The sequence below is a fragment of the Pseudorhodobacter sp. genome (assembly GCF_034675685.1).
Classification (GTDB): Bacteria; Pseudomonadota; Alphaproteobacteria; order Rhodobacterales; family Rhodobacteraceae; genus Pseudorhodobacter.
This window is the reverse complement of record NZ_JAUCDA010000004.1, coordinates 153,711-169,880: the sequence shown is the minus strand read 5'-3', so window position 1 is coordinate 169,880 and position 16,170 is coordinate 153,711. Positions and strand designations below refer to the sequence as shown.

Sequence of the window (16,170 nt, the reverse complement as noted above, 5' to 3'; positions counted from 1 at the left end):
GCGCTGGCTGCCGCGTTCGGCTATACGCGGGCGCTAGCGGAAAGGATCACCTATGGAACAGTTTATGGCAATGTTTGGGGCCGGGCTTGCGCTGCCCCTGTTTTTGCTCGCCGTCGCCGTGACCCTTTTTGCGGGGTTTGTCAAAGGGGCTGTCGGCTTTGCCATGCCGATGATCATGATCTCGGCATTTTCGTCGTTCTTGCCGGCAGAGGTGGCACTTTCCGGGCTGATCTTGCCTACAATCGTCACCAATCTGCGGCAGGCCGGGCGCGACGGCTTGCCAGGGTTTCGCGATGCCGTGGTCGGTTATTGGCGGTTCTTGCTGGCGACCGTAATCTTCATTGCGATTTCGGCGCAATTCGTGCGTGATATTCCGCAATCGGTGTTTCTGGGCCTGTTGGGCCTGCCGATCACGGTCTATGCGCTGCTGCAACTGACAGGCCGCAATCTGGCGATCAGGTTGGAACATCAGACCCGCGCCGAATGGCTGTTTGGCATCGTGGCTGGTCTTTATGGCGGCTTGTCTGGCGTGTGGGGGCCACCGCTGATCGTCTATCAAATGTCGCTGGGCGTCGCAAAGCGGGAAATGCTGCGCGTGCAGGGCGTTGTTTTTCTTCTCGGCTCCGTGATGCTGCTTATGGCACATATAAAGTCGGGGGTGGTGACCGGCCCCAATGCCGTTTTCTCGGCCGCGTTGGTGGTGCCTGCAATCATCGGAATGGTGGTTGGTATTCGCATTGGCGACCGGATGGACCAAGCCCGCTTTCGCTGGTGGACCCAAGTGCTTTTGGTGCTGACAGGGCTGAACCTGATGCGCCGCGCCCTTGGTCTGTAAGCGGTTGGTGGCCTGTAAGGGGTTGGTGACAGGCTGAAAAAGCCTTGTACCTTTGGAACGCGGGCGCCCAATGCCAGTTAAATCTTGGGAAAAACGGCTGAATCCCGCCCCGAAAACCGAACAGACCGGAGGAAAACATTCCCCCGGCCTTTACCTCAGATTGCTGCGGCTTTCACGTCATCGTCGATGAATGGCAAATATTGCCCGAAATTATCCGCAAACATCCGCACCAGCTTGGCGGCCTGTGCATCATAAGCCGCTTCATCCGCCCAAGTGCGCCGCGGGTCCAGCAAAACATCGGCCACAGCCGGAACCGATACCGGAACCTCAAAGCCGAAATTGGCATCACGACGGAACTCACCCTCGATCAGCGTCCCATTCAGCGCGGCAGTCAACAAGGCCCGCGTGGCATGAATGGGCATCCGCGACCCTGTACCATAGGCCCCACCCGTCCAGCCGGTATTCACCAGCCAGCAAGTTGCGCCATGCTCCGCAATCTGGGCTTGCAGAAGTTTGCCGTAAACCTCGGGGCGGCGCGGCATGAAAGGCGCGCCGAAGCAGGTCGAAAACGTCGGCGTAGGCTCGGTCACGCCGCGTTCCGTTCCCGCCACCTTTGACGTAAACCCCGACAAGAAGTGATACATCGCCTGTGCTGGCGTCAGCTTGGCAATCGGTGGCAAAACGCCAAAGGCATCGCAGGTCAACATGATGATATTTTTTGGATGCCCGCCCAAACCTGTTTCGGACGCATTCGAAATGGCCTCCAACGGATAGGCGCAGCGCATGTTTGCCGTCAGGCTGTCATCGTCAAAATCAAGTTCCAGCGTCTCCGGGTCATAGACCATATTCTCGACCACAGTGCCAAACCGATGGGTGGTGGCATAGATTTCCGGCTCTGCCTCGGCCCGCAGATTGATCGTTTTGGCGTAGCAGCCACCTTCAAAATTGAAGGTGCCCTTGTCCGACCAGCCATGCTCATCGTCGCCAATCAGCGTGCGGGCAGGATCAGCCGAAAGCGTGGTTTTCCCCGTGCCCGACAGCCCAAAGAACACCGCGGCATCATCCGGGTCATCAACCGCATGGTTGGCCGAGCAATGCATCGCCATGACACCCTTTTCGGGCAGCAGATAATTCAGCAGCGTAAACACCGCTTTCTTGTTCTCGCCGGCATATTCGGTGTTGCCGATCAGAATTTCCCTGGAGTCGAAATTCAGCACGATCACCGTATCTGTCCGGCAGCCATGCCGCGCGGGATCTGCCTTGAAGCTTGGGCAGTTGATGATTGTCCATTCCGGCACAAAGCTGTCCAACTCCTCCCGCGCCGGACGGCGCAGCAAGTGGCGGATAAACAGCCCATGCCAGGCCAGCTCTGTCACCACCCGCACATCCAGTCGGTGGTCCGGGTCTGCACCCGCATACAAATCCTGTACATGGTAGGCGCGGCCCTTCATATGGGCCAACATATCGCTGCGCAGCAACTCAAACGCTGCCGGTGTCATCGGCGTATTGTTTTCCCACCAGATCGTGTTTTCAACCGATGGTGTACGAACGACAAACTTATCCTTGGGCGAGCGTCCGGTATATTGCCCGGTCGAGACGAGGAAAGCCCCGCCGATCCCCAACCTTCCTTCGCCGCCGGTGATAGCGGCCTCAATCAATGCGGGTTCGATCAGGTTGTAGTGAACTGTTCCCAGCCCGGTTATGCCCTGATTTTCAAGCGTTTGGCTTGGGTTTACGCGTCCTGTGTTCATCTAGTGCAAGCTCCCGATGCCGATGATGCGACAAGTGTCTGGGTTTTGAAGCGGAGCGCGGCCTAAAATCCGCAATCCGGTCGCCCCCGGAGCCGAGGCCGACAATTCGCCTATAGCACGGCCCTTTGCAGATGGAACAGGACGCTTTGGCATAGTTAGCGCAACCAGATTGACGTTAGCGCAATCAAACGCATAGCAGAGGATCAAGTGAGGCAAATTAGTCATTCATTCGCTTTTTTGTCGTCAACTAAAGAGGACTTGATGGGTGATTCGCAGTTTCCAGTTGATTCTTTGTGGCGAAAAAGTGAAAATGGGAAAAAATAACAATGAGCAGTATAGGGAAAACACCCATGTCAAGGATCGCCCTTGTGGACGACGACAGAAATATTCTGACGTCGGTTTCGATGACTCTGGAGGCAGAGGGTTTTGAGGTTGAAACCTATAATGATGGCCAATCTGCGCTGGATGCCTTCAACCGCAGGCTGCCAGATATGGCCGTTCTGGATATAAAAATGCCGCGTATGGATGGGATGGACCTGCTGCAACGCCTCAGGCTGAAAACCTCAATGCCGATCATTTTTCTTACGTCCAAAGATGATGAGATTGATGAGGTGTTGGGCCTGCGCATGGGCGCCGATGACTATGTGAAAAAGCCATTTTCCCAGCGTCTTTTGGTTGAACGTATCCGTGCACTTTTGCGTCGTCAGGATGCGATTGCCACAGATGAGATTGCCGTTACCGAAGAAACCAAGGTGATTGAACGCGGAAACCTGCGGATGGACCCGCTGCGCCATGCTGTGTCGTGGAAAGGCAAAGACGTCTCGCTGACCGTGACCGAGTTCTTGTTGCTTCAGGCCCTCGCGCAGCGCCCCGGCTTCGTGAAAAGCCGCGATCAGTTGATGGATGTCGCCTATGACGATCAGGTTTATGTTGATGATCGTACAATTGACAGCCATATCAAGCGGTTGCGGAAGAAAATGCGCAGTGCTGATGATGAATTCCTGGCCATCGAAACGCTTTACGGTATCGGCTATCGCTATAATGAAGAGTGACGCGTCGTTATGACCACTGCGCCGCACATTGCACAAACGATCCCTCGCAGGCCTGCCAAAGGGCATAACAGCGGTGATGTGCTGCTGGGCGATGACTGGACTACGCCCGAAGATCTGGTCGAACCCGAACTGCGCGGCTATCGCGGGCGGCGCGGCATCGTTGCGCTGAACAAATCGCCACTGGCGCGCAAGATCATCATTTTCAACATGATGGCCCTGGTCATTCTGGTCGCTGGCGTTCTATTCATGAACCCGTTCCGCGACAGTCTTGTCACGCAGCGCGAACAGGGGCTGGTAACCGAGGCCGAACTTGTCGCCGATGTGTTTGAAGCCCAAATTCCCAGCCTTTCAGGCATCGGCATCTTTGATGAGGCGGGGATTGATGTTGCCAAGACATTGGGCGCCGTGACGATCGGGCCGGGCGTTGATGCCTTTGTGTTCGACACGGCCGGGCAGGTGATCGCGCTGCGGGAAGGCAAGGCGCGCGACAATCCGCTTGGCAGCGGCGCTCCGCAATCCACGATGATTACCGATTTTCTCAATAAGGTCTGGGACGCCGTGTCGGGCGTCTTGTCGCGCAGCAAACAGGGGCAGCCCAAGGTAAATTCCGAGAGCCTGGCACGCAATGGGTTTCTGGCAGCTTTGGCAGGGCAGACCAGTTCGAATATGGCCAAGGATTCCGCAGGGGGCACGCTGTTTTCTGTTGCCACCCCGATTTGGAGCGCCGGCGAAGTACTGGGGGTTGTGGCCCTGACCTCGGCCGAGGGTGAAATTGACCGCCTTGTCCGACACGAGCGCGAGCAGGTTTTGCAAATGTTTGTAATCGCCCTGCTGGTGTCGATCGGGCTCAGTCTCGTTTTGGCGTCAACCATCGCCAACCCGTTGTCAGATCTGGCGGCAGCAGCAGAATTGGGCCGTGACCGTGACGCCCGCAAAATGGCACCGGGCCGGGTGCGCATCCCCGATCTGGCCGCGCGGCCTGATGAAATCGGGCGGCTTTCCGTTGCAATGCGCGGAATGGTAGCTGCTTTATACGACAGAATTGACGCAAACGAACAATTCGCCGCCGATGTCAGCCATGAAATCAAGAACCCGCTTGCCAGCCTGCGTTCGGCAGTGGGCACGATGCGGGTCGCCAAACGTGAAGATCAACGCGAAAAATTGCTGGAAGTGATCGAGCATGACGTCCGTCGCCTGGACCGATTGGTCAGCGACATCTCAAACGCATCGCGGCTGGACAGCGAGCTGGTGAAGGAAGAGGAGGAAGAGTTCAACCTCATAAAAACACTTAGAGATCTGTCGGAATATCTGGGCGAGCAGGCCAAGAAAAACGGCGTCGATTTCATCACTGACCTGCCTAACGATCCCATCGTCATTTCTGGTTTGGAGGGGCGTTTGGCGCAGGTCTTTGTCAACCTGATTTCCAATGCCGTCTCGTTCTGCGAACAAGGGGATGCCGTGCGAGTTTGGGCGCGGCGCCGCGAGAACCGGGTACTGGTGGTAGTAGAAGACACCGGTCCGGGCATACCTGAACAGGCGCTGACCAAAGTGTTCAAACGCTTTTACTCTGAACGCCCTGTTGCACAATTCGGCGATCATTCGGGCCTTGGGCTTGCCATTTCAAAGCAGATTGTCGAGGCGCATGGCGGCGTGATCTGGGCCGAAAACATCCGGCCGACTTCGGCGGACCCCACATCAGAGCCTTTGGGCGCGCGCTTTGTCGTCGGCCTGCCGGTCTGACCCCGGCAGAGCGGCGCAAGCAAAGGGTATGGATATGCCACCCCCCCAAGAATTCCAGCGCCCAAAGGTGGCAGCGCAGACAGAAACCCTGCACGCGACCTGTGTGGCAGTCGATGGAAAGGGTGTGTTGGTTCTTGGCGCCTCTGGCGCAGGAAAATCTGCGCTTGCCTTGAACCTGTTGGCGCATGGTGCCCAGCTTGTCGCTGATGACCGGACCATCCTGACACGCATTCAGGGTCAGGTCATGGCAAGCTGCCCGCCGCAAATCCTTGGCCTCATAGAAGCGCGCGGTTTGGGCCTGCTGCATGCAGACCCGATTTTGCAGGCCCCGATTTGCCTGATTGTTGATCTGGACAACGTCGAGACGGAGCGACTACCCCCAAAACGTCGGCGTGATCTCTTGGGGGTGCCGATTGACCTTGTATTCGCCTCAACATCCCGCCACTTTCCTGTGGGACTGTTGCAGTTATTGCGCTCAGGGCGGGTGGATTGACAGGTAAGTATGAAGAATGACAAACAAATCCACGAGCATCGTGTCGTCTTGGTGACGGGCCCTTCTGGGGCCGGTCGCACGACCGCAATCAATACGCTGGAGGATATGGGCTATGAGGTTGTGGACAATCTGCCCCTGTCGCTGGTCCCGCGCCTGATTGAAGGTGAGACCCTCGGTCGCCCTATGGCCTTGGGGCTTGATGCCCGCAACCGTGATTTCAACGCGACAGCGCTGGTAGAGCTGATTGATCGGCTAACCGTCGATCCGCGCATCTCCCTTAGTGTGATCTATCTGGATTGTGCCGAAGATGAGCTGATTCGCCGTTTCTCCCAAACCCGTCGCAGGCACCCGCTGGCCCCGGATGACACGCCGCTGATCGGCATATCGCGCGAGGTTGATCTATTGGCCCCGATCCGGGCGCGGGCTGACCATTTGATTGAAACGACGGAAATGTCGCCGCATGATCTGCGGGCCGAGGTGGGCCAGTGGTTTGGCCGCGCGCAAGAACCGGGGCTTGCGGTCTCGTTGCAATCCTTTTCCTATAAACGCGGGGTGCCCCGCGGCATTGATATGGTGTTTGACTGCCGTTTTTTACGCAACCCGCATTGGGTCGCTGCGTTGCGGCCGCTGGATGGTCGCGATAGTGCAGTTTTTGACCATATCGCAACGGATCCACGCTTTTCTGAATTCATTGAAAAAGTGACCGATCTGGCCCTGTTTTTGCTGCCCGCGCAACTTGATGAGGGTAAAACACATCTTGCGATTGGATTTGGCTGTACCGGGGGGCAGCATCGGTCAGTTGCCGTTACGGAACTTATCGCGCAGAGACTTGCAGAGGCAGGCTGGCCAGTGGCAAAACGCCACCGGGAGTTGGAACGCAGGGCAACTGTTTTGCCCGTAACTGGGACAGGGTGATCAAAATTGATCGGTATCGTCATCGTGGCCCATGCCGGGCTTGCGCGCGAATATCTCTCGGCGCTGGAATATGTCATCGGCAAGCAGCAAAACGTCATCGCCGTGGCGATCGAGGAAGACCATGACCGCAGCGCAAAACAGGCCGAGATTTGCCGCGCCGCCGATGCTGTCGATTCGGGCGGCGGTGTGGTGGTGGTTACCGATATGTTTGGCGGCTCGCCGTCAAATCTGGCGTTGATGGCCTGCGCTGGGCGTGATCGCCGTATCCTTTATGGGGCCAATTTACCCATGCTTATCAAGCTTGCAAAATCACGACAATTGGCGGTTCAGGATGCTGTCAGATTGGCGTTGGATGCCGGCCGCAAATATATCAACAGCCTCGATCTGGGCGTAGAAGGAGATCTTCCATGACCGAGCGTCGCTTGAAAATCATCAATGAAAAAGGGCTGCACGCCCGGGCATCGGCAAAATTTGTCGAAGTGGTCGAGAGTTTTGACGCCAGCGCTGAAGTCAGCAAAGACGGGATGAGCGTTTCAGGTGATTCAATCATGGGGCTTTTGATGCTGGCTGCGGCCCGCGGGTCTGAAATCTTGGTCAAAACCGCAGGGCCGCAGGCCGACGCATTGCTTGATGCGCTCGACAAGCTTGTCAAAGATCTTTTTGGTGAGGATTTCTGACGCGTTACCGCGTCGGAATCGGCACTTCGCCCCGGTAGTCATAGAATCCACGTTGGGTTTTGCGCCCAAGCCACCCCGCCTCGACATATTTTGTCAGCAGCGGGCACGGACGATATTTGGTATCGGCAAGCCCGTCATGCAGCACATTCATAATCGCAAGGCAGGTATCCAGCCCGATAAAATCGGCCAATTCCAGCGGCCCCATCGGATGATTCGCACCAAGCTTCAATGATTCGTCGATGGATTTGACCGAGCCAACCCCCTCATACAGCGTATAAACCGCCTCATTGATCATCGGCATCAAGATGCGATTGACAATAAAGGCGGGGAAATCTTCGGCGCTTGCTGCCGTCTTTCCCAGTTTCTCGACTACGGCCAGCAACGTGTCATAGGTTTGGCGGTCAGTGGCAATGCCGCGGATCAATTCGACCAGCTGCATCACCGGCACAGGGTTCATAAAGTGGAAACCCATGAATTTTTCCGGCCGATCGGTCCGGCTTGCCAAGCGTGTGATCGAAATTGATGAGGTGTTAGAGGTCAAAATCGTATGCGGTTTGAGGTGCGGCAGCAAATCATCAAAGATCGCCTGCTTTACCGTTTCACGTTCTGTTGCAGCCTCGATAATCAGGTCCAAGGGCCCAAGATCGGCCAGGCGCAACGTGGTTTTGATTCGCCCCATGGCAGCAGCCTTGTCTTCGGCGCTGGTTTTGCCCCGACTGACCTGACGTTCGATGTTGCGATCAATCAGCGCCACGGCTTTGTTCAGACTGTCTTGGCTGATATCTGTCATCAAGACATCAAATCCCGCCAAGGCAAAAACATGTGCGATCCCATTGCCCATTTGGCCTGCGCCCACGATCCCAACCGATTTGATTTCCATGCGCCTGCTCTCCTGCATCTTGCCTGCGCAGACCATATGCCTGCGTCGGGGTAAGGTGCAAGGCCGTGCGCATTTTTCTGGCAAATTCCATGAAGAACTTCGAATTTGTGGAGAATTCAGGATTTAGCGGTTTTGTAAGGGTTCTGGGCCACTGTCGTATTTGGGTGTTATCAAAATTGGGTGGGTGCAATGGCCTATGCGTATCCGGGCGAGGGGTCGCTCGATTATTATCCGTGCCACTATGGCGCGTCAAAACTGGTGTTTCGGGGGCCAAAGAAAAGCCTTTCGAAGCCCTATGTCGTCGCTATTGGCGGCACAGAAACTTATGGAAAGTTTGTTCCAAGGCCATATGCGGCGGTCTTGGAAAGTATCACGGGACGTGGTGTCGTCAATCTAGGCTGGATGAATGCCGGGCCTGACGTGTTTTTGAATGATTTTGAGGTGCTTGATATCGCCTCTCGGGCCGAGGTGACGATTGTGCAGGTCCTCGGCGCGCAAAATCTCAGCAATCCGTTTTATTCGGTTCATCCCCGTCGCAATGACCGGTTTTTGCGGGCCAGTACCCGGCTGCGAAACCTGTACCGAGATGTGGATTTCACCGAATTTCATTTTACCCGCCACATGTTGCAGACCCTCTTTCAGGTGTCGCCACATCGCTTTGCAGAGGTTTCTGCAGCGCTACAGGCCACCTGGGTTGAGCGAATGCGGCAACTGCTTTGCAGGATCAAGGGGCCAAGGTTGCTTTTATGGATGGGCGATGTCGCGCCGTCGCAGGCAAAGCTGGGGGGAAGCCCCTATTCCGACCCGATTCTGGTGAATGCCGCGATGATTGAACAGGTGCGCGATCACGCAAATGCCTATCTTGAGGTGGTTTCAAGCCATGAGGCCGCCATTGAAGGCACAGAAAACATGGCGTTTTCCCCGATGGAGCGGCCCGCTGCTGAAGGTGTTCCCGGCCCTGTCGCGCATCAAGAGGTAGGGCGCGCTCTTGCTGCTGCAATCGCGCAACTGTTGGGGCACAAGGGGCAGACCCCGTGACCAAAAGGCAAAGGGGCACCCGATGGGGTGCCCCTTCAAAACGTCAGTATACAAGGTTTACAGCTTTTCGATCAATTCCGGCACAGCCGTGAACAGATCTGCGACCAGCCCGTAATCAGCGACCTGAAAGATCGGCGCTTCTTCATCCTTGTTGAGCGCAACGATGACCTTGCTGTCCTTCATTCCCGCAAGATGCTGAATCGCACCGGAAATCCCGATAGCAATATACAGATTCGGCGCTACCACTTTGCCGGTCTGGCCAACCTGCCAATCGTTCGGCGCATAGCCACTGTCCACTGCGGCGCGGCTGGCACCAACGGCAGCGCCCAGCTTGTCAGCCAGTTTCTCGATCATCGCAAAGTCGACTTGCGAGCCAACGCCACGACCACCCGAAACAACAACCCCGGCGCTTGTCAGTTCTGGCCTGTCCGAGGTTGCAACCTTATCCTCAACCCAGGATGACATCGCCGGGTCTGTCGCCGCGCCGATGTTTTCCACCGCAGCCGCGCCGCCCATTTCCGCCGCATCAAAGCTTGCTGTCCGGATCGACGCAACTTTGATTTTATCCAGCGATTTCAAGGTCTGAACAGCATTTCCTGCATAGATAGGGCGCTCAAACGTATCGGCATCAATAATCGCCGTCACATCCGACATCACCATCGCATCCAGCAACGCCGCAACACGCGGCAGCACGTTTTTCGCGTCGGTCGTTGCCGGTGCCAAGATATGGCTGTAATCGGCCGCAAGCGACACGATCAGCGCGGCGGTCGGTTCTGCCAAGCGGTGCCCAAGCGTTGCATCCTCGGCGCAAAGCACCTTGGAAACGCCTGTTATCTTGGCCGCTTCCGCCGCCGCAGCCGACGCAGACGCGCCAGCACAAAGCACCGTAATATCGCCCAACACCTTTGCAGCCATGACCGCCTTGGCGGTTGCATCGACGTTCAGCGCGCCATCGGTGACTTCACCCAAAAGAAGAACAGCCATCAGATCACCCCCGCTTCGTCTTTGAGTTTTGCAATCAGCTCATCCACCGATGCCACCTTGATACCGGCCTTGCGGCCAGCAGGCTCTACCGTTTTCAGCACGGTCAGGCGCGGGGATATATCAACGCCGTAATCCGCAGCCGTTTTTTCTTCAAGCGGCTTTTTCTTTGCCTTCATGATGTTGGGAAGCGATGCATAGCGCGGCTCGTTCAGGCGCAGGTCCACGGTAACCACCGTTGGCATTGTCACCTTGATCGTCTGCAAGCCGCCGTCCACCTCACGGGTGACCACGGCTTTGTCGCCTTCAATCGCCAACTCGCTGGCAAAGGTTGCTTGCGACCAGCCCAACAGCGCCGCCAACATCTGGCCGGTCGCGTTCATGTCATTGTCGATCGCCTGTTTGCCACAAAGCACCAGCCCCGGCGCTTCTGCATCGACAACCGCTTTCAGCAGTTTGGCAACGGCCAGTGGTTCAATGTCATTATGCACATCATCGGTCGCCACGATCAGGATCGCGCGGTCTGCGCCCATCGCCAAAGCGGTGCGCAGGGTTTCTTGCGCTTGCTTGACGCCGATGGATACAACGATGATTTCCTCGACGGTGCCAGCTTCTTTCAGGCGAATGGCCTGTTCAACGGCGATTTCGTCAAATGGGTTCATCGACATTTTGACATTGGCAAGATCAACACCGCTGCCATCCGCCTTGACGCGGACTTTCACGTTATAGTCGATCACACGTTTGACAGGCACAAGAACCTTCATTGGCGCGGACTCCTTGGTTGGGATGGGGCGGAAGGCCCCGTAAACTTACTCGGTTTTGATATAATCTTGCGCCGGGAATAGACAGGCCAAAATCGCCATGTTAGCGACAACACACGCCGCGTTTTGTCGCGGCACTGATTTTCGGTGGCCATTCCCCGGCCAAAAAGCCGGAATCCGGCCCTAGCGCGTCAGGCCCGGCACCCAAAGCACATCATCCTTGCCGTCATTATTGGCAATTCGCCCCGCGACGAAAAACCAATCCGACAGCCGATTCAGGTATTTCACCGCCGCAGGGTTCACATCTTCAACCACCGCCAGCTCTACCGTCAGCCGCTCGGCGCGCCGGCACACTGTCCGGCACTGGTGCAAATGTGCGGCCAAGGCGGTGCCCCCTGGCAGAATGAAGCTGCGCAATATCGTCAGCCGGCTGTTCATCGCGTCAATCTCGGCCTCTAGCCGATCCACTTGCGAATCGATGATGCGCAACCGTGGGTAAGGCGCCGTTTCGTCATTTTCGCGATCGGGCGTGCACAGATCGGCCCCAAGATCGAACATGTCGTTCGACACCCGCGCCAGCGCGAGGTCCATCTCATCCGAACTGTGCAATCGCGCGATGCCAATCGCGGCGTTCGTCTCATCCACCGTGCCATAGGCCGAAACGCGCAGACTATGTTTGGCCACCCGGTCGCCGTTGCCCAGCGCCGTTTCGCCCTTGTCACCCGTCCGTGTATATATCTTTGACAAAACAACCATTACTGCGCCCCCATGCTACGCAACCAGACAAACAATATGATCAAAGCAACCGCGCCCGCCTGCGCATAAATCCGATAGCGCATCAGCTTGTTGGATCGTTTGGCGCCGCCCGCACCGCCTCGGCCAAAATTCCCGATGCCAAGCATCAAGATGACCAAAACGCCAAGGCAAGCAATCGCGGCAAGTATGAAAAGCGGGTCGCTAAGCATGGTCTGTCCCTTTTGATTTAGAAAGGATGTAAGCGGGCGCGGGCGAAAAGCGAAGGAAAAAAAAGCCTGTGGCGAAATGTCTTTTAGCGCCCCTTGCCGCCTGCAAGCACCCAATCCAACGCCCTTACCGGCAAAACCCGCCGCGCAATCCCCATGATATGGGTCGGCACGGTCACATAATACCGCGCCTTGGGTCGCGGGCTTTCCAGCGCGTGAATCAGCTTGTTTGTGACTGCCGAGGCGGGCAGTTCAAACCTGTCTGGCCCTGTACTCGCCTCAAACCGCGCCAACACCTCGGCATATTGGGCGCGATGGGCCGAGGATTCCCACTTTACCCAGCGCTTGAACCGCAACGCACTATTGTCGCGGAACTTCGTCGTAATCGGCCCCGGTGCGATCAGGATCGGATGGATAGTTGTGCCGCGCAACTCCAGTCGCAGAACATCGGTGATCCCTTCCAGCGCGAATTTGGTTGCGACATAGGCGGTGCGCCAGCGATACCCAACCATGCCCAGAACGGACGAATTGTTCACAATCCGCCCATGCCCCTGCGCCCGCATCATCGGCAGGACGCGGCTGGTCAGATCGTGATAGCCGATCAGGTTGGTTTCCAAAATTGCGCGGAACGCGTCGCGCGTCAGGTCTTCATAGGCGCAGGGAATCGCAAAGGCACCGTTGTTGAACAGCGCGTCCAGCGTGCCGCCGGTGCGCGCCGCCACCTCTGCAACAGCGGCTTTCAGGCTGTCGGCATCGTCATAATCCAACCGAAAGCTTTCCAGCCCCTCATCGCGCAGCCGCTTGCAATCGGCCTCGGCGCGGCAGGTTGCAAAGACACGCCAACCACGCGTTTGCAGCGTTTTCGCAGCATCAAGCCCAATGCCGGATGAACAACCAGTTATCAAGATCGACTTGGGGGGCATGGTGCGGCCTTCTTTTACTCAACCGCAGCCCTACCGAAAAACGCCCCGCGCCGCAATCGCGCTTCAGTTGGCAGCAGGGTCGGTATCGGACAACAAGCGCGCGGCGATGAAACCTTCCAGCCCGTCGCCCTCAATGCTGATCCGCACCCAGCCATCTTCGGCGGCCGAGAGCACAGTCACCGCCTCAGCGCGGCTCAGACGCCCCACCACCTCATACTCAGTCGAAGGCCCGCCCCTTACGTTCACCGACCGCGCGTTGACATACATGATCGGCATATCATCTGCAGGCGCGGCTTGGGACGTTACAGGTTCAACCGCAGCAACAGACACACCCGAAACCGTGCCCGACACTGTAAATGCACCGGGAATCGCCGAAAACGGGGGGGGTTGCACGATCACGGGGGAAAAGCTGGCCGCAAGCAGGTCTGCCTCAGGCTCTGGTTTTGTCGGGGTTTGCGCCATTGGCTTGGCGCTGGCCTGGCGCAGCACCGGGCGTTCAATGGCTGGGGCAGTGGTCACGCCTACAAGGCCTTGTCGGGTCTGACCATTATCTTCTCCACCAATCAGCAAGGTTAAAAACATACCGACAGCCAACAGCACTGTTAACTTGATCATATTCACCCCCCTGAAATTTCATTTATGTGCAATAACTCAATCGCTTCATCATGCCATTTTTCAACGCGCCAAAATACGCAAAAGTTCCCTTGGCGAAGAAATTTCTTAACATTTGCTTTTGCACGCAGCATCGCTTTCGGCTGGACCGTATCGCGCTGCCCGATTACATAGCCCCCATGACAAAATCCTCTGATGAGCCCAATACCCAGCCGATCACCGTATCGGAACCCCTGCGCCGCGCCATTGGCGAGCGGTATTTGACCTATGCGCTATCGACCATCATGCACCGCGCCTTGCCCGATGCCCGTGATGGGCTAAAGCCGGTGCACCGCCGAATCCTTTATGCGATGCGAGAGTTGAAGCTGTCGCCCACGGGCGGCTTTCGCAAATCGGCCAAGATTTCCGGCGATGTGATGGGCAACTATCACCCGCATGGCGATATGGCGATTTATGACGCAATGGCCCGGCTCGCGCAGGATTTCAACATGCGCTATCCGCTGGTTGATGGCCAGGGCAACTTTGGCAATATCGACGGTGATAACCCCGCCGCCAGCCGTTACACCGAGGCGCGTTTGACGGCGATTGCCGAAAAGCTGATGGAAGGGCTGACGGAAAACGCCGTTGATTACCGGCCCAACTATGATGGCACGCTGGAAGAACCCGTGGTCATGCCCGCCGCCTTTCCGCATCTGCTGGCAAATGGCTCTTCGGGCATTGCGGTTGGCATGGCCACCAACATCCCGCCGCATAACCTGCATGAGCTGATTGACGCCTGCATCGCGATGATCAAAGACCCGGATATTTCCGATGATGCGCTGGTTGGTTTTGTTCCCGGCCCCGATTTCCCCACCGGCGGCGTGATAGTGGAGCCGCCCAGCAATATATTGGACGCCTACCGCACTGGCCGCGGCTCGTTTCGTTTGCGCGCCCGCTGGCAGGTCGAAGATCTGGGCCGCGGCCAATGGCAGATCGTCGTCACCGAAATTCCCTATCAGGTCCAGAAATCCAAGCTGATCGAGAAACTGGCTGAGCTGATCAACACCAAGAAAATTCCGATATTTGGCGATGTGCGGGACGAATCCGCCGATGATGTTCGCCTGATTATCGAACCCAAGACCCGCGCGGTTGATCCCGACATGCTGATGGGTATGCTGTTCAAAAGCTCAGACCTTGAGCTGCGGTTCAGCCTGAACATGAACACGCTGATTGATGGCCGCACCCCCAAAGTATGCAGCCTGAAAGAGGTTTTACGTGCGTTTCTTGACCATCGCCGTGATGTCTTGCAACGCCGCAGCCAGCACAGAATGGCCAAGATCGACCACCGGCTGGAGGTGCTCGAAGGTTTCATCACCGCCTTCCTGAACCTTGACCGCGTGATTGACATCATCCGCTATGACGCAGACCCGAAACGCGCGCTGATGTCCGAAGATTGGGGCAAATCACACCCCCGCGCGATGTCGGAACGCGATTATGTCTCGCCCCCGGTGGCTGACGGTGAACTCTCCGAGGTGCAAACCGAAGCCATCCTCAACATGCGCCTGCGCAGCTTGCGCAAGCTTGAGGAGATGGAGCTGATCGCAGAACGTGACACCTTGATGAAAGAGCGCGCCGACCTTGAAGACCTGCTGGCAGACCCGCGCCTGCAATGGAAACGGATCGGTGCCGACCTGAAGGATGTGCAAAAAACCTTTGGCCATTCTTGGGTCAAAGGCACCCGCCGCACCACATTTGCCGAGGCGGGCGAGGTTGAAGAAGTACCCTATGACGCGATGATCGAGCGCGAACCGATTACCGTGATCTGCTCCAAAATGGGGTGGATCAGGGCGATGAAAGGCCACGCGGCCCTTGATACCGAAGCCAAGTTCAAAGACGGCGACGAAGGCCGCTTTTTGTTCCATGCCGAAACCACCGATCGCATTATTCTGGTCGGCAGCAATGGGCGTTTCTACACGCTTTTGGGTGCCAACCTGCCCGGCGGGCGCGGCATGGGTGAACCTGTTCGCCTGATGGTCGACCTGCCGAATGAGGCGGAAATTGTCGATTTGATGATCCACCAGCCCGGCAAAAAACTGCTTGTCGCCTCCTCCGATGGGGATGGTTTCATCTGTCCGACGGATGAGGTTGTGGCCCAGACCCGGACCGGCAAACAAGTACAAAGCTTGCGCGGAACCGCCAAGACCGCCGTGTGCAAATTGGCGCAGGGCGATCACATCGCGGTGGTCGGTGAAAACCGCAAGGTGTTGGTTTTTGCACTGGATGAACTGCCCGAAATGGCCAAAGGCAAAGGGGTTAGGTTGCAAAAGTACAAGGATGGCGGCTTGTCCGATGCCACCACCTTCACCCTGTCCGAGGGTCTAAGCTGGAAAGACCCGGCTGGCCGCACCCGCACGGAAACGAACCTGGAGGAATGGCTGGCAAAACGCGCCACTGCAGGCCGCATGGCCCCACGCGGCTTTCCACGCGACAACCGCTTCAATTAACAACAGGTCGGCGCGCGTTTTATCAAGTGCCGATCGGTTTTACTTGCAGGCAATCGGGTGCAGATTG

Annotated in this window: 17 protein-coding genes; 9 read left to right on the top strand and 8 right to left on the bottom strand. The window is 57.0% G+C overall.

What is annotated here, in order from left to right; translation table 11 throughout:
* The first annotated feature begins 52 nt into the window (after positions 1-52).
* Positions 53-835, top strand: coding sequence for a sulfite exporter TauE/SafE family protein (locus VDP61_RS04890; RefSeq protein WP_323005826.1), 783 nt, complete (start codon positions 53-55; stop codon positions 833-835).
* Positions 836-990: 155 nt separating this feature from the next.
* On the opposite strand, the gene VDP61_RS04885 is transcribed toward VDP61_RS04890, so the two are convergent.
* On the bottom strand, positions 991-2,586 hold the full coding sequence (locus VDP61_RS04885) for a phosphoenolpyruvate carboxykinase (protein ID WP_323005825.1): 1,596 nt from the start codon (positions 2,584-2,586) through the stop codon (positions 991-993).
* 350 nt (positions 2,587-2,936) lie between these two features.
* Here VDP61_RS04885 and VDP61_RS04880 point away from each other — a divergent pair, with 350 nt between their 5' ends.
* The 6 genes from VDP61_RS04880 to VDP61_RS04855 are packed head-to-tail and all read left to right on the top strand — an operon-like array spanning position 2,937 to position 7,463.
* Positions 2,937-3,638 carry a response regulator transcription factor gene (locus tag VDP61_RS04880; protein ID WP_323005824.1) on the top strand — a complete coding sequence of 234 codons (702 nt, stop codon included), beginning with the start codon at positions 2,937-2,939 and terminating at the stop codon, positions 3,636-3,638.
* Positions 3,639-3,647: 9 nt separating this feature from the next.
* Positions 3,648-5,378 (top strand): sensor histidine kinase, encoded by a 1,731-nt coding sequence (locus VDP61_RS04875; RefSeq protein ID WP_323005823.1) that lies wholly within the window; start codon positions 3,648-3,650, stop codon positions 5,376-5,378.
* Between the two features lie 34 nt (positions 5,379-5,412).
* Complete coding sequence (locus VDP61_RS04870; protein ID WP_323005822.1) at positions 5,413-5,871, top strand: HPr kinase/phosphatase C-terminal domain-containing protein; 459 nt, start codon at positions 5,413-5,415, stop codon at positions 5,869-5,871.
* 9 nt (positions 5,872-5,880) lie between these two features.
* Positions 5,881-6,786: an RNase adapter RapZ gene (gene rapZ, locus VDP61_RS04865; protein WP_323005821.1), complete on the top strand. Its 906-nt coding sequence runs from the start codon at positions 5,881-5,883 to the stop codon at positions 6,784-6,786.
* 6 nt (positions 6,787-6,792) lie between these two features.
* Positions 6,793-7,197: a PTS fructose transporter subunit IIA gene (locus VDP61_RS04860; protein WP_323005820.1), complete on the top strand. Its 405-nt coding sequence runs from the start codon at positions 6,793-6,795 to the stop codon at positions 7,195-7,197.
* Positions 7,194-7,463: an HPr family phosphocarrier protein gene (locus VDP61_RS04855; protein WP_323005819.1), complete on the top strand. Its 270-nt coding sequence runs from the start codon at positions 7,194-7,196 to the stop codon at positions 7,461-7,463. Before VDP61_RS04860 ends, VDP61_RS04855 begins: the two co-directional genes overlap by 4 nt.
* Before the next feature lie 4 nt (positions 7,464-7,467).
* Here the strand turns inward: VDP61_RS04855 and VDP61_RS04850 are convergent, their stop codons facing one another.
* Complete coding sequence (locus VDP61_RS04850; protein WP_323005818.1) at positions 7,468-8,343, bottom strand: 3-hydroxybutyryl-CoA dehydrogenase; 876 nt, start codon at positions 8,341-8,343, stop codon at positions 7,468-7,470.
* A 189-nt stretch (positions 8,344-8,532) separates the two neighbouring features.
* On the opposite strand from VDP61_RS04850, the gene VDP61_RS04845 reads away from it, so the two are divergent.
* A complete protein-coding gene (locus VDP61_RS04845) occupies positions 8,533-9,381 on the top strand; it encodes a DUF6473 family protein (RefSeq protein WP_323005817.1) in 849 nt (282 codons plus the stop codon).
* A 57-nt stretch (positions 9,382-9,438) separates the two neighbouring features.
* Here the strand turns inward: VDP61_RS04845 and VDP61_RS04840 are convergent, their stop codons facing one another.
* From VDP61_RS04840 to VDP61_RS04815, 6 genes are all read right to left on the bottom strand, one after another.
* Entirely contained in the window at positions 9,439-10,365 is a 927-nt protein-coding gene (locus tag VDP61_RS04840) for an electron transfer flavoprotein subunit alpha/FixB family protein (protein WP_323005816.1), read from the bottom strand.
* Positions 10,365-11,126 carry an electron transfer flavoprotein subunit beta/FixA family protein gene (locus VDP61_RS04835; protein ID WP_323005815.1) on the bottom strand — a complete coding sequence of 254 codons (762 nt, stop codon included), beginning with the start codon at positions 11,124-11,126 and terminating at the stop codon, positions 10,365-10,367. The genes VDP61_RS04840 and VDP61_RS04835 overlap by 1 nt, the downstream gene beginning before the upstream one ends.
* A gap of 180 nt (positions 11,127-11,306) precedes the next feature.
* The gene (locus VDP61_RS04830; RefSeq protein WP_323005814.1) at positions 11,307-11,879 is read right to left on the bottom strand and encodes a cob(I)yrinic acid a,c-diamide adenosyltransferase; all 573 of its coding nucleotides are present in this window, start codon (positions 11,877-11,879) and stop codon (positions 11,307-11,309) included.
* Positions 11,879-12,088, bottom strand: coding sequence for a twin transmembrane helix small protein (locus VDP61_RS04825; RefSeq protein ID WP_323005813.1), 210 nt, complete (start codon positions 12,086-12,088; stop codon positions 11,879-11,881). Before VDP61_RS04825 ends, VDP61_RS04830 begins: the two co-directional genes overlap by 1 nt.
* Positions 12,089-12,171: 83 nt before the next feature.
* A complete protein-coding gene (locus VDP61_RS04820) occupies positions 12,172-13,008 on the bottom strand; it encodes an SDR family NAD(P)-dependent oxidoreductase (protein ID WP_323005812.1) in 837 nt (278 codons plus the stop codon).
* Between the two features lie 63 nt (positions 13,009-13,071).
* Positions 13,072-13,623, bottom strand: coding sequence for an SH3 domain-containing protein (locus VDP61_RS04815; protein ID WP_323005811.1), 552 nt, complete (start codon positions 13,621-13,623; stop codon positions 13,072-13,074).
* Positions 13,624-13,799: 176 nt separating this feature from the next.
* Between VDP61_RS04815 and VDP61_RS04810 the strand changes: the two genes are divergently transcribed.
* Entirely contained in the window at positions 13,800-16,103 is a 2,304-nt protein-coding gene (locus VDP61_RS04810; RefSeq protein WP_323006033.1) for a DNA topoisomerase IV subunit A, read from the top strand.
* Positions 16,104-16,170: the final 67 nt, after the last annotated feature.

Coding starts and splice junctions, on each gene's coding strand:
- VDP61_RS04890 (WP_323005826.1), top strand. CDS start 53: ATGGAACAGTTTATGGCAATGTTTGGGGCCGGGCTTGCGCTGCCCCTG.
- VDP61_RS04885 (WP_323005825.1), bottom strand. CDS start 2,586: ATGAACACAGGACGCGTAAACCCAAGCCAAACGCTTGAAAATCAGGGC.
- VDP61_RS04880 (WP_323005824.1), top strand. CDS start 2,937: ATGTCAAGGATCGCCCTTGTGGACGACGACAGAAATATTCTGACGTCG.
- VDP61_RS04875 (WP_323005823.1), top strand. CDS start 3,648: ATGACCACTGCGCCGCACATTGCACAAACGATCCCTCGCAGGCCTGCC.
- VDP61_RS04870 (WP_323005822.1), top strand. CDS start 5,413: ATGCCACCCCCCCAAGAATTCCAGCGCCCAAAGGTGGCAGCGCAGACA.
- rapZ (WP_323005821.1), top strand. CDS start 5,881: ATGAAGAATGACAAACAAATCCACGAGCATCGTGTCGTCTTGGTGACG.
- VDP61_RS04855 (WP_323005819.1), top strand. CDS start 7,194: ATGACCGAGCGTCGCTTGAAAATCATCAATGAAAAAGGGCTGCACGCC.
- VDP61_RS04850 (WP_323005818.1), bottom strand. CDS start 8,343: ATGGAAATCAAATCGGTTGGGATCGTGGGCGCAGGCCAAATGGGCAAT.
- VDP61_RS04845 (WP_323005817.1), top strand. CDS start 8,533: ATGGCCTATGCGTATCCGGGCGAGGGGTCGCTCGATTATTATCCGTGC.
- VDP61_RS04840 (WP_323005816.1), bottom strand. CDS start 10,365: ATGGCTGTTCTTCTTTTGGGTGAAGTCACCGATGGCGCGCTGAACGTC.
- VDP61_RS04835 (WP_323005815.1), bottom strand. CDS start 11,126: ATGAAGGTTCTTGTGCCTGTCAAACGTGTGATCGACTATAACGTGAAA.
- VDP61_RS04830 (WP_323005814.1), bottom strand. CDS start 11,879: ATGGTTGTTTTGTCAAAGATATATACACGGACGGGTGACAAGGGCGAA.
- VDP61_RS04825 (WP_323005813.1), bottom strand. CDS start 12,088: ATGCTTAGCGACCCGCTTTTCATACTTGCCGCGATTGCTTGCCTTGGC.
- VDP61_RS04820 (WP_323005812.1), bottom strand. CDS start 13,008: ATGCCCCCCAAGTCGATCTTGATAACTGGTTGTTCATCCGGCATTGGG.
- VDP61_RS04815 (WP_323005811.1), bottom strand. CDS start 13,623: ATGATCAAGTTAACAGTGCTGTTGGCTGTCGGTATGTTTTTAACCTTG.
- VDP61_RS04810 (WP_323006033.1), top strand. CDS start 13,800: ATGACAAAATCCTCTGATGAGCCCAATACCCAGCCGATCACCGTATCG.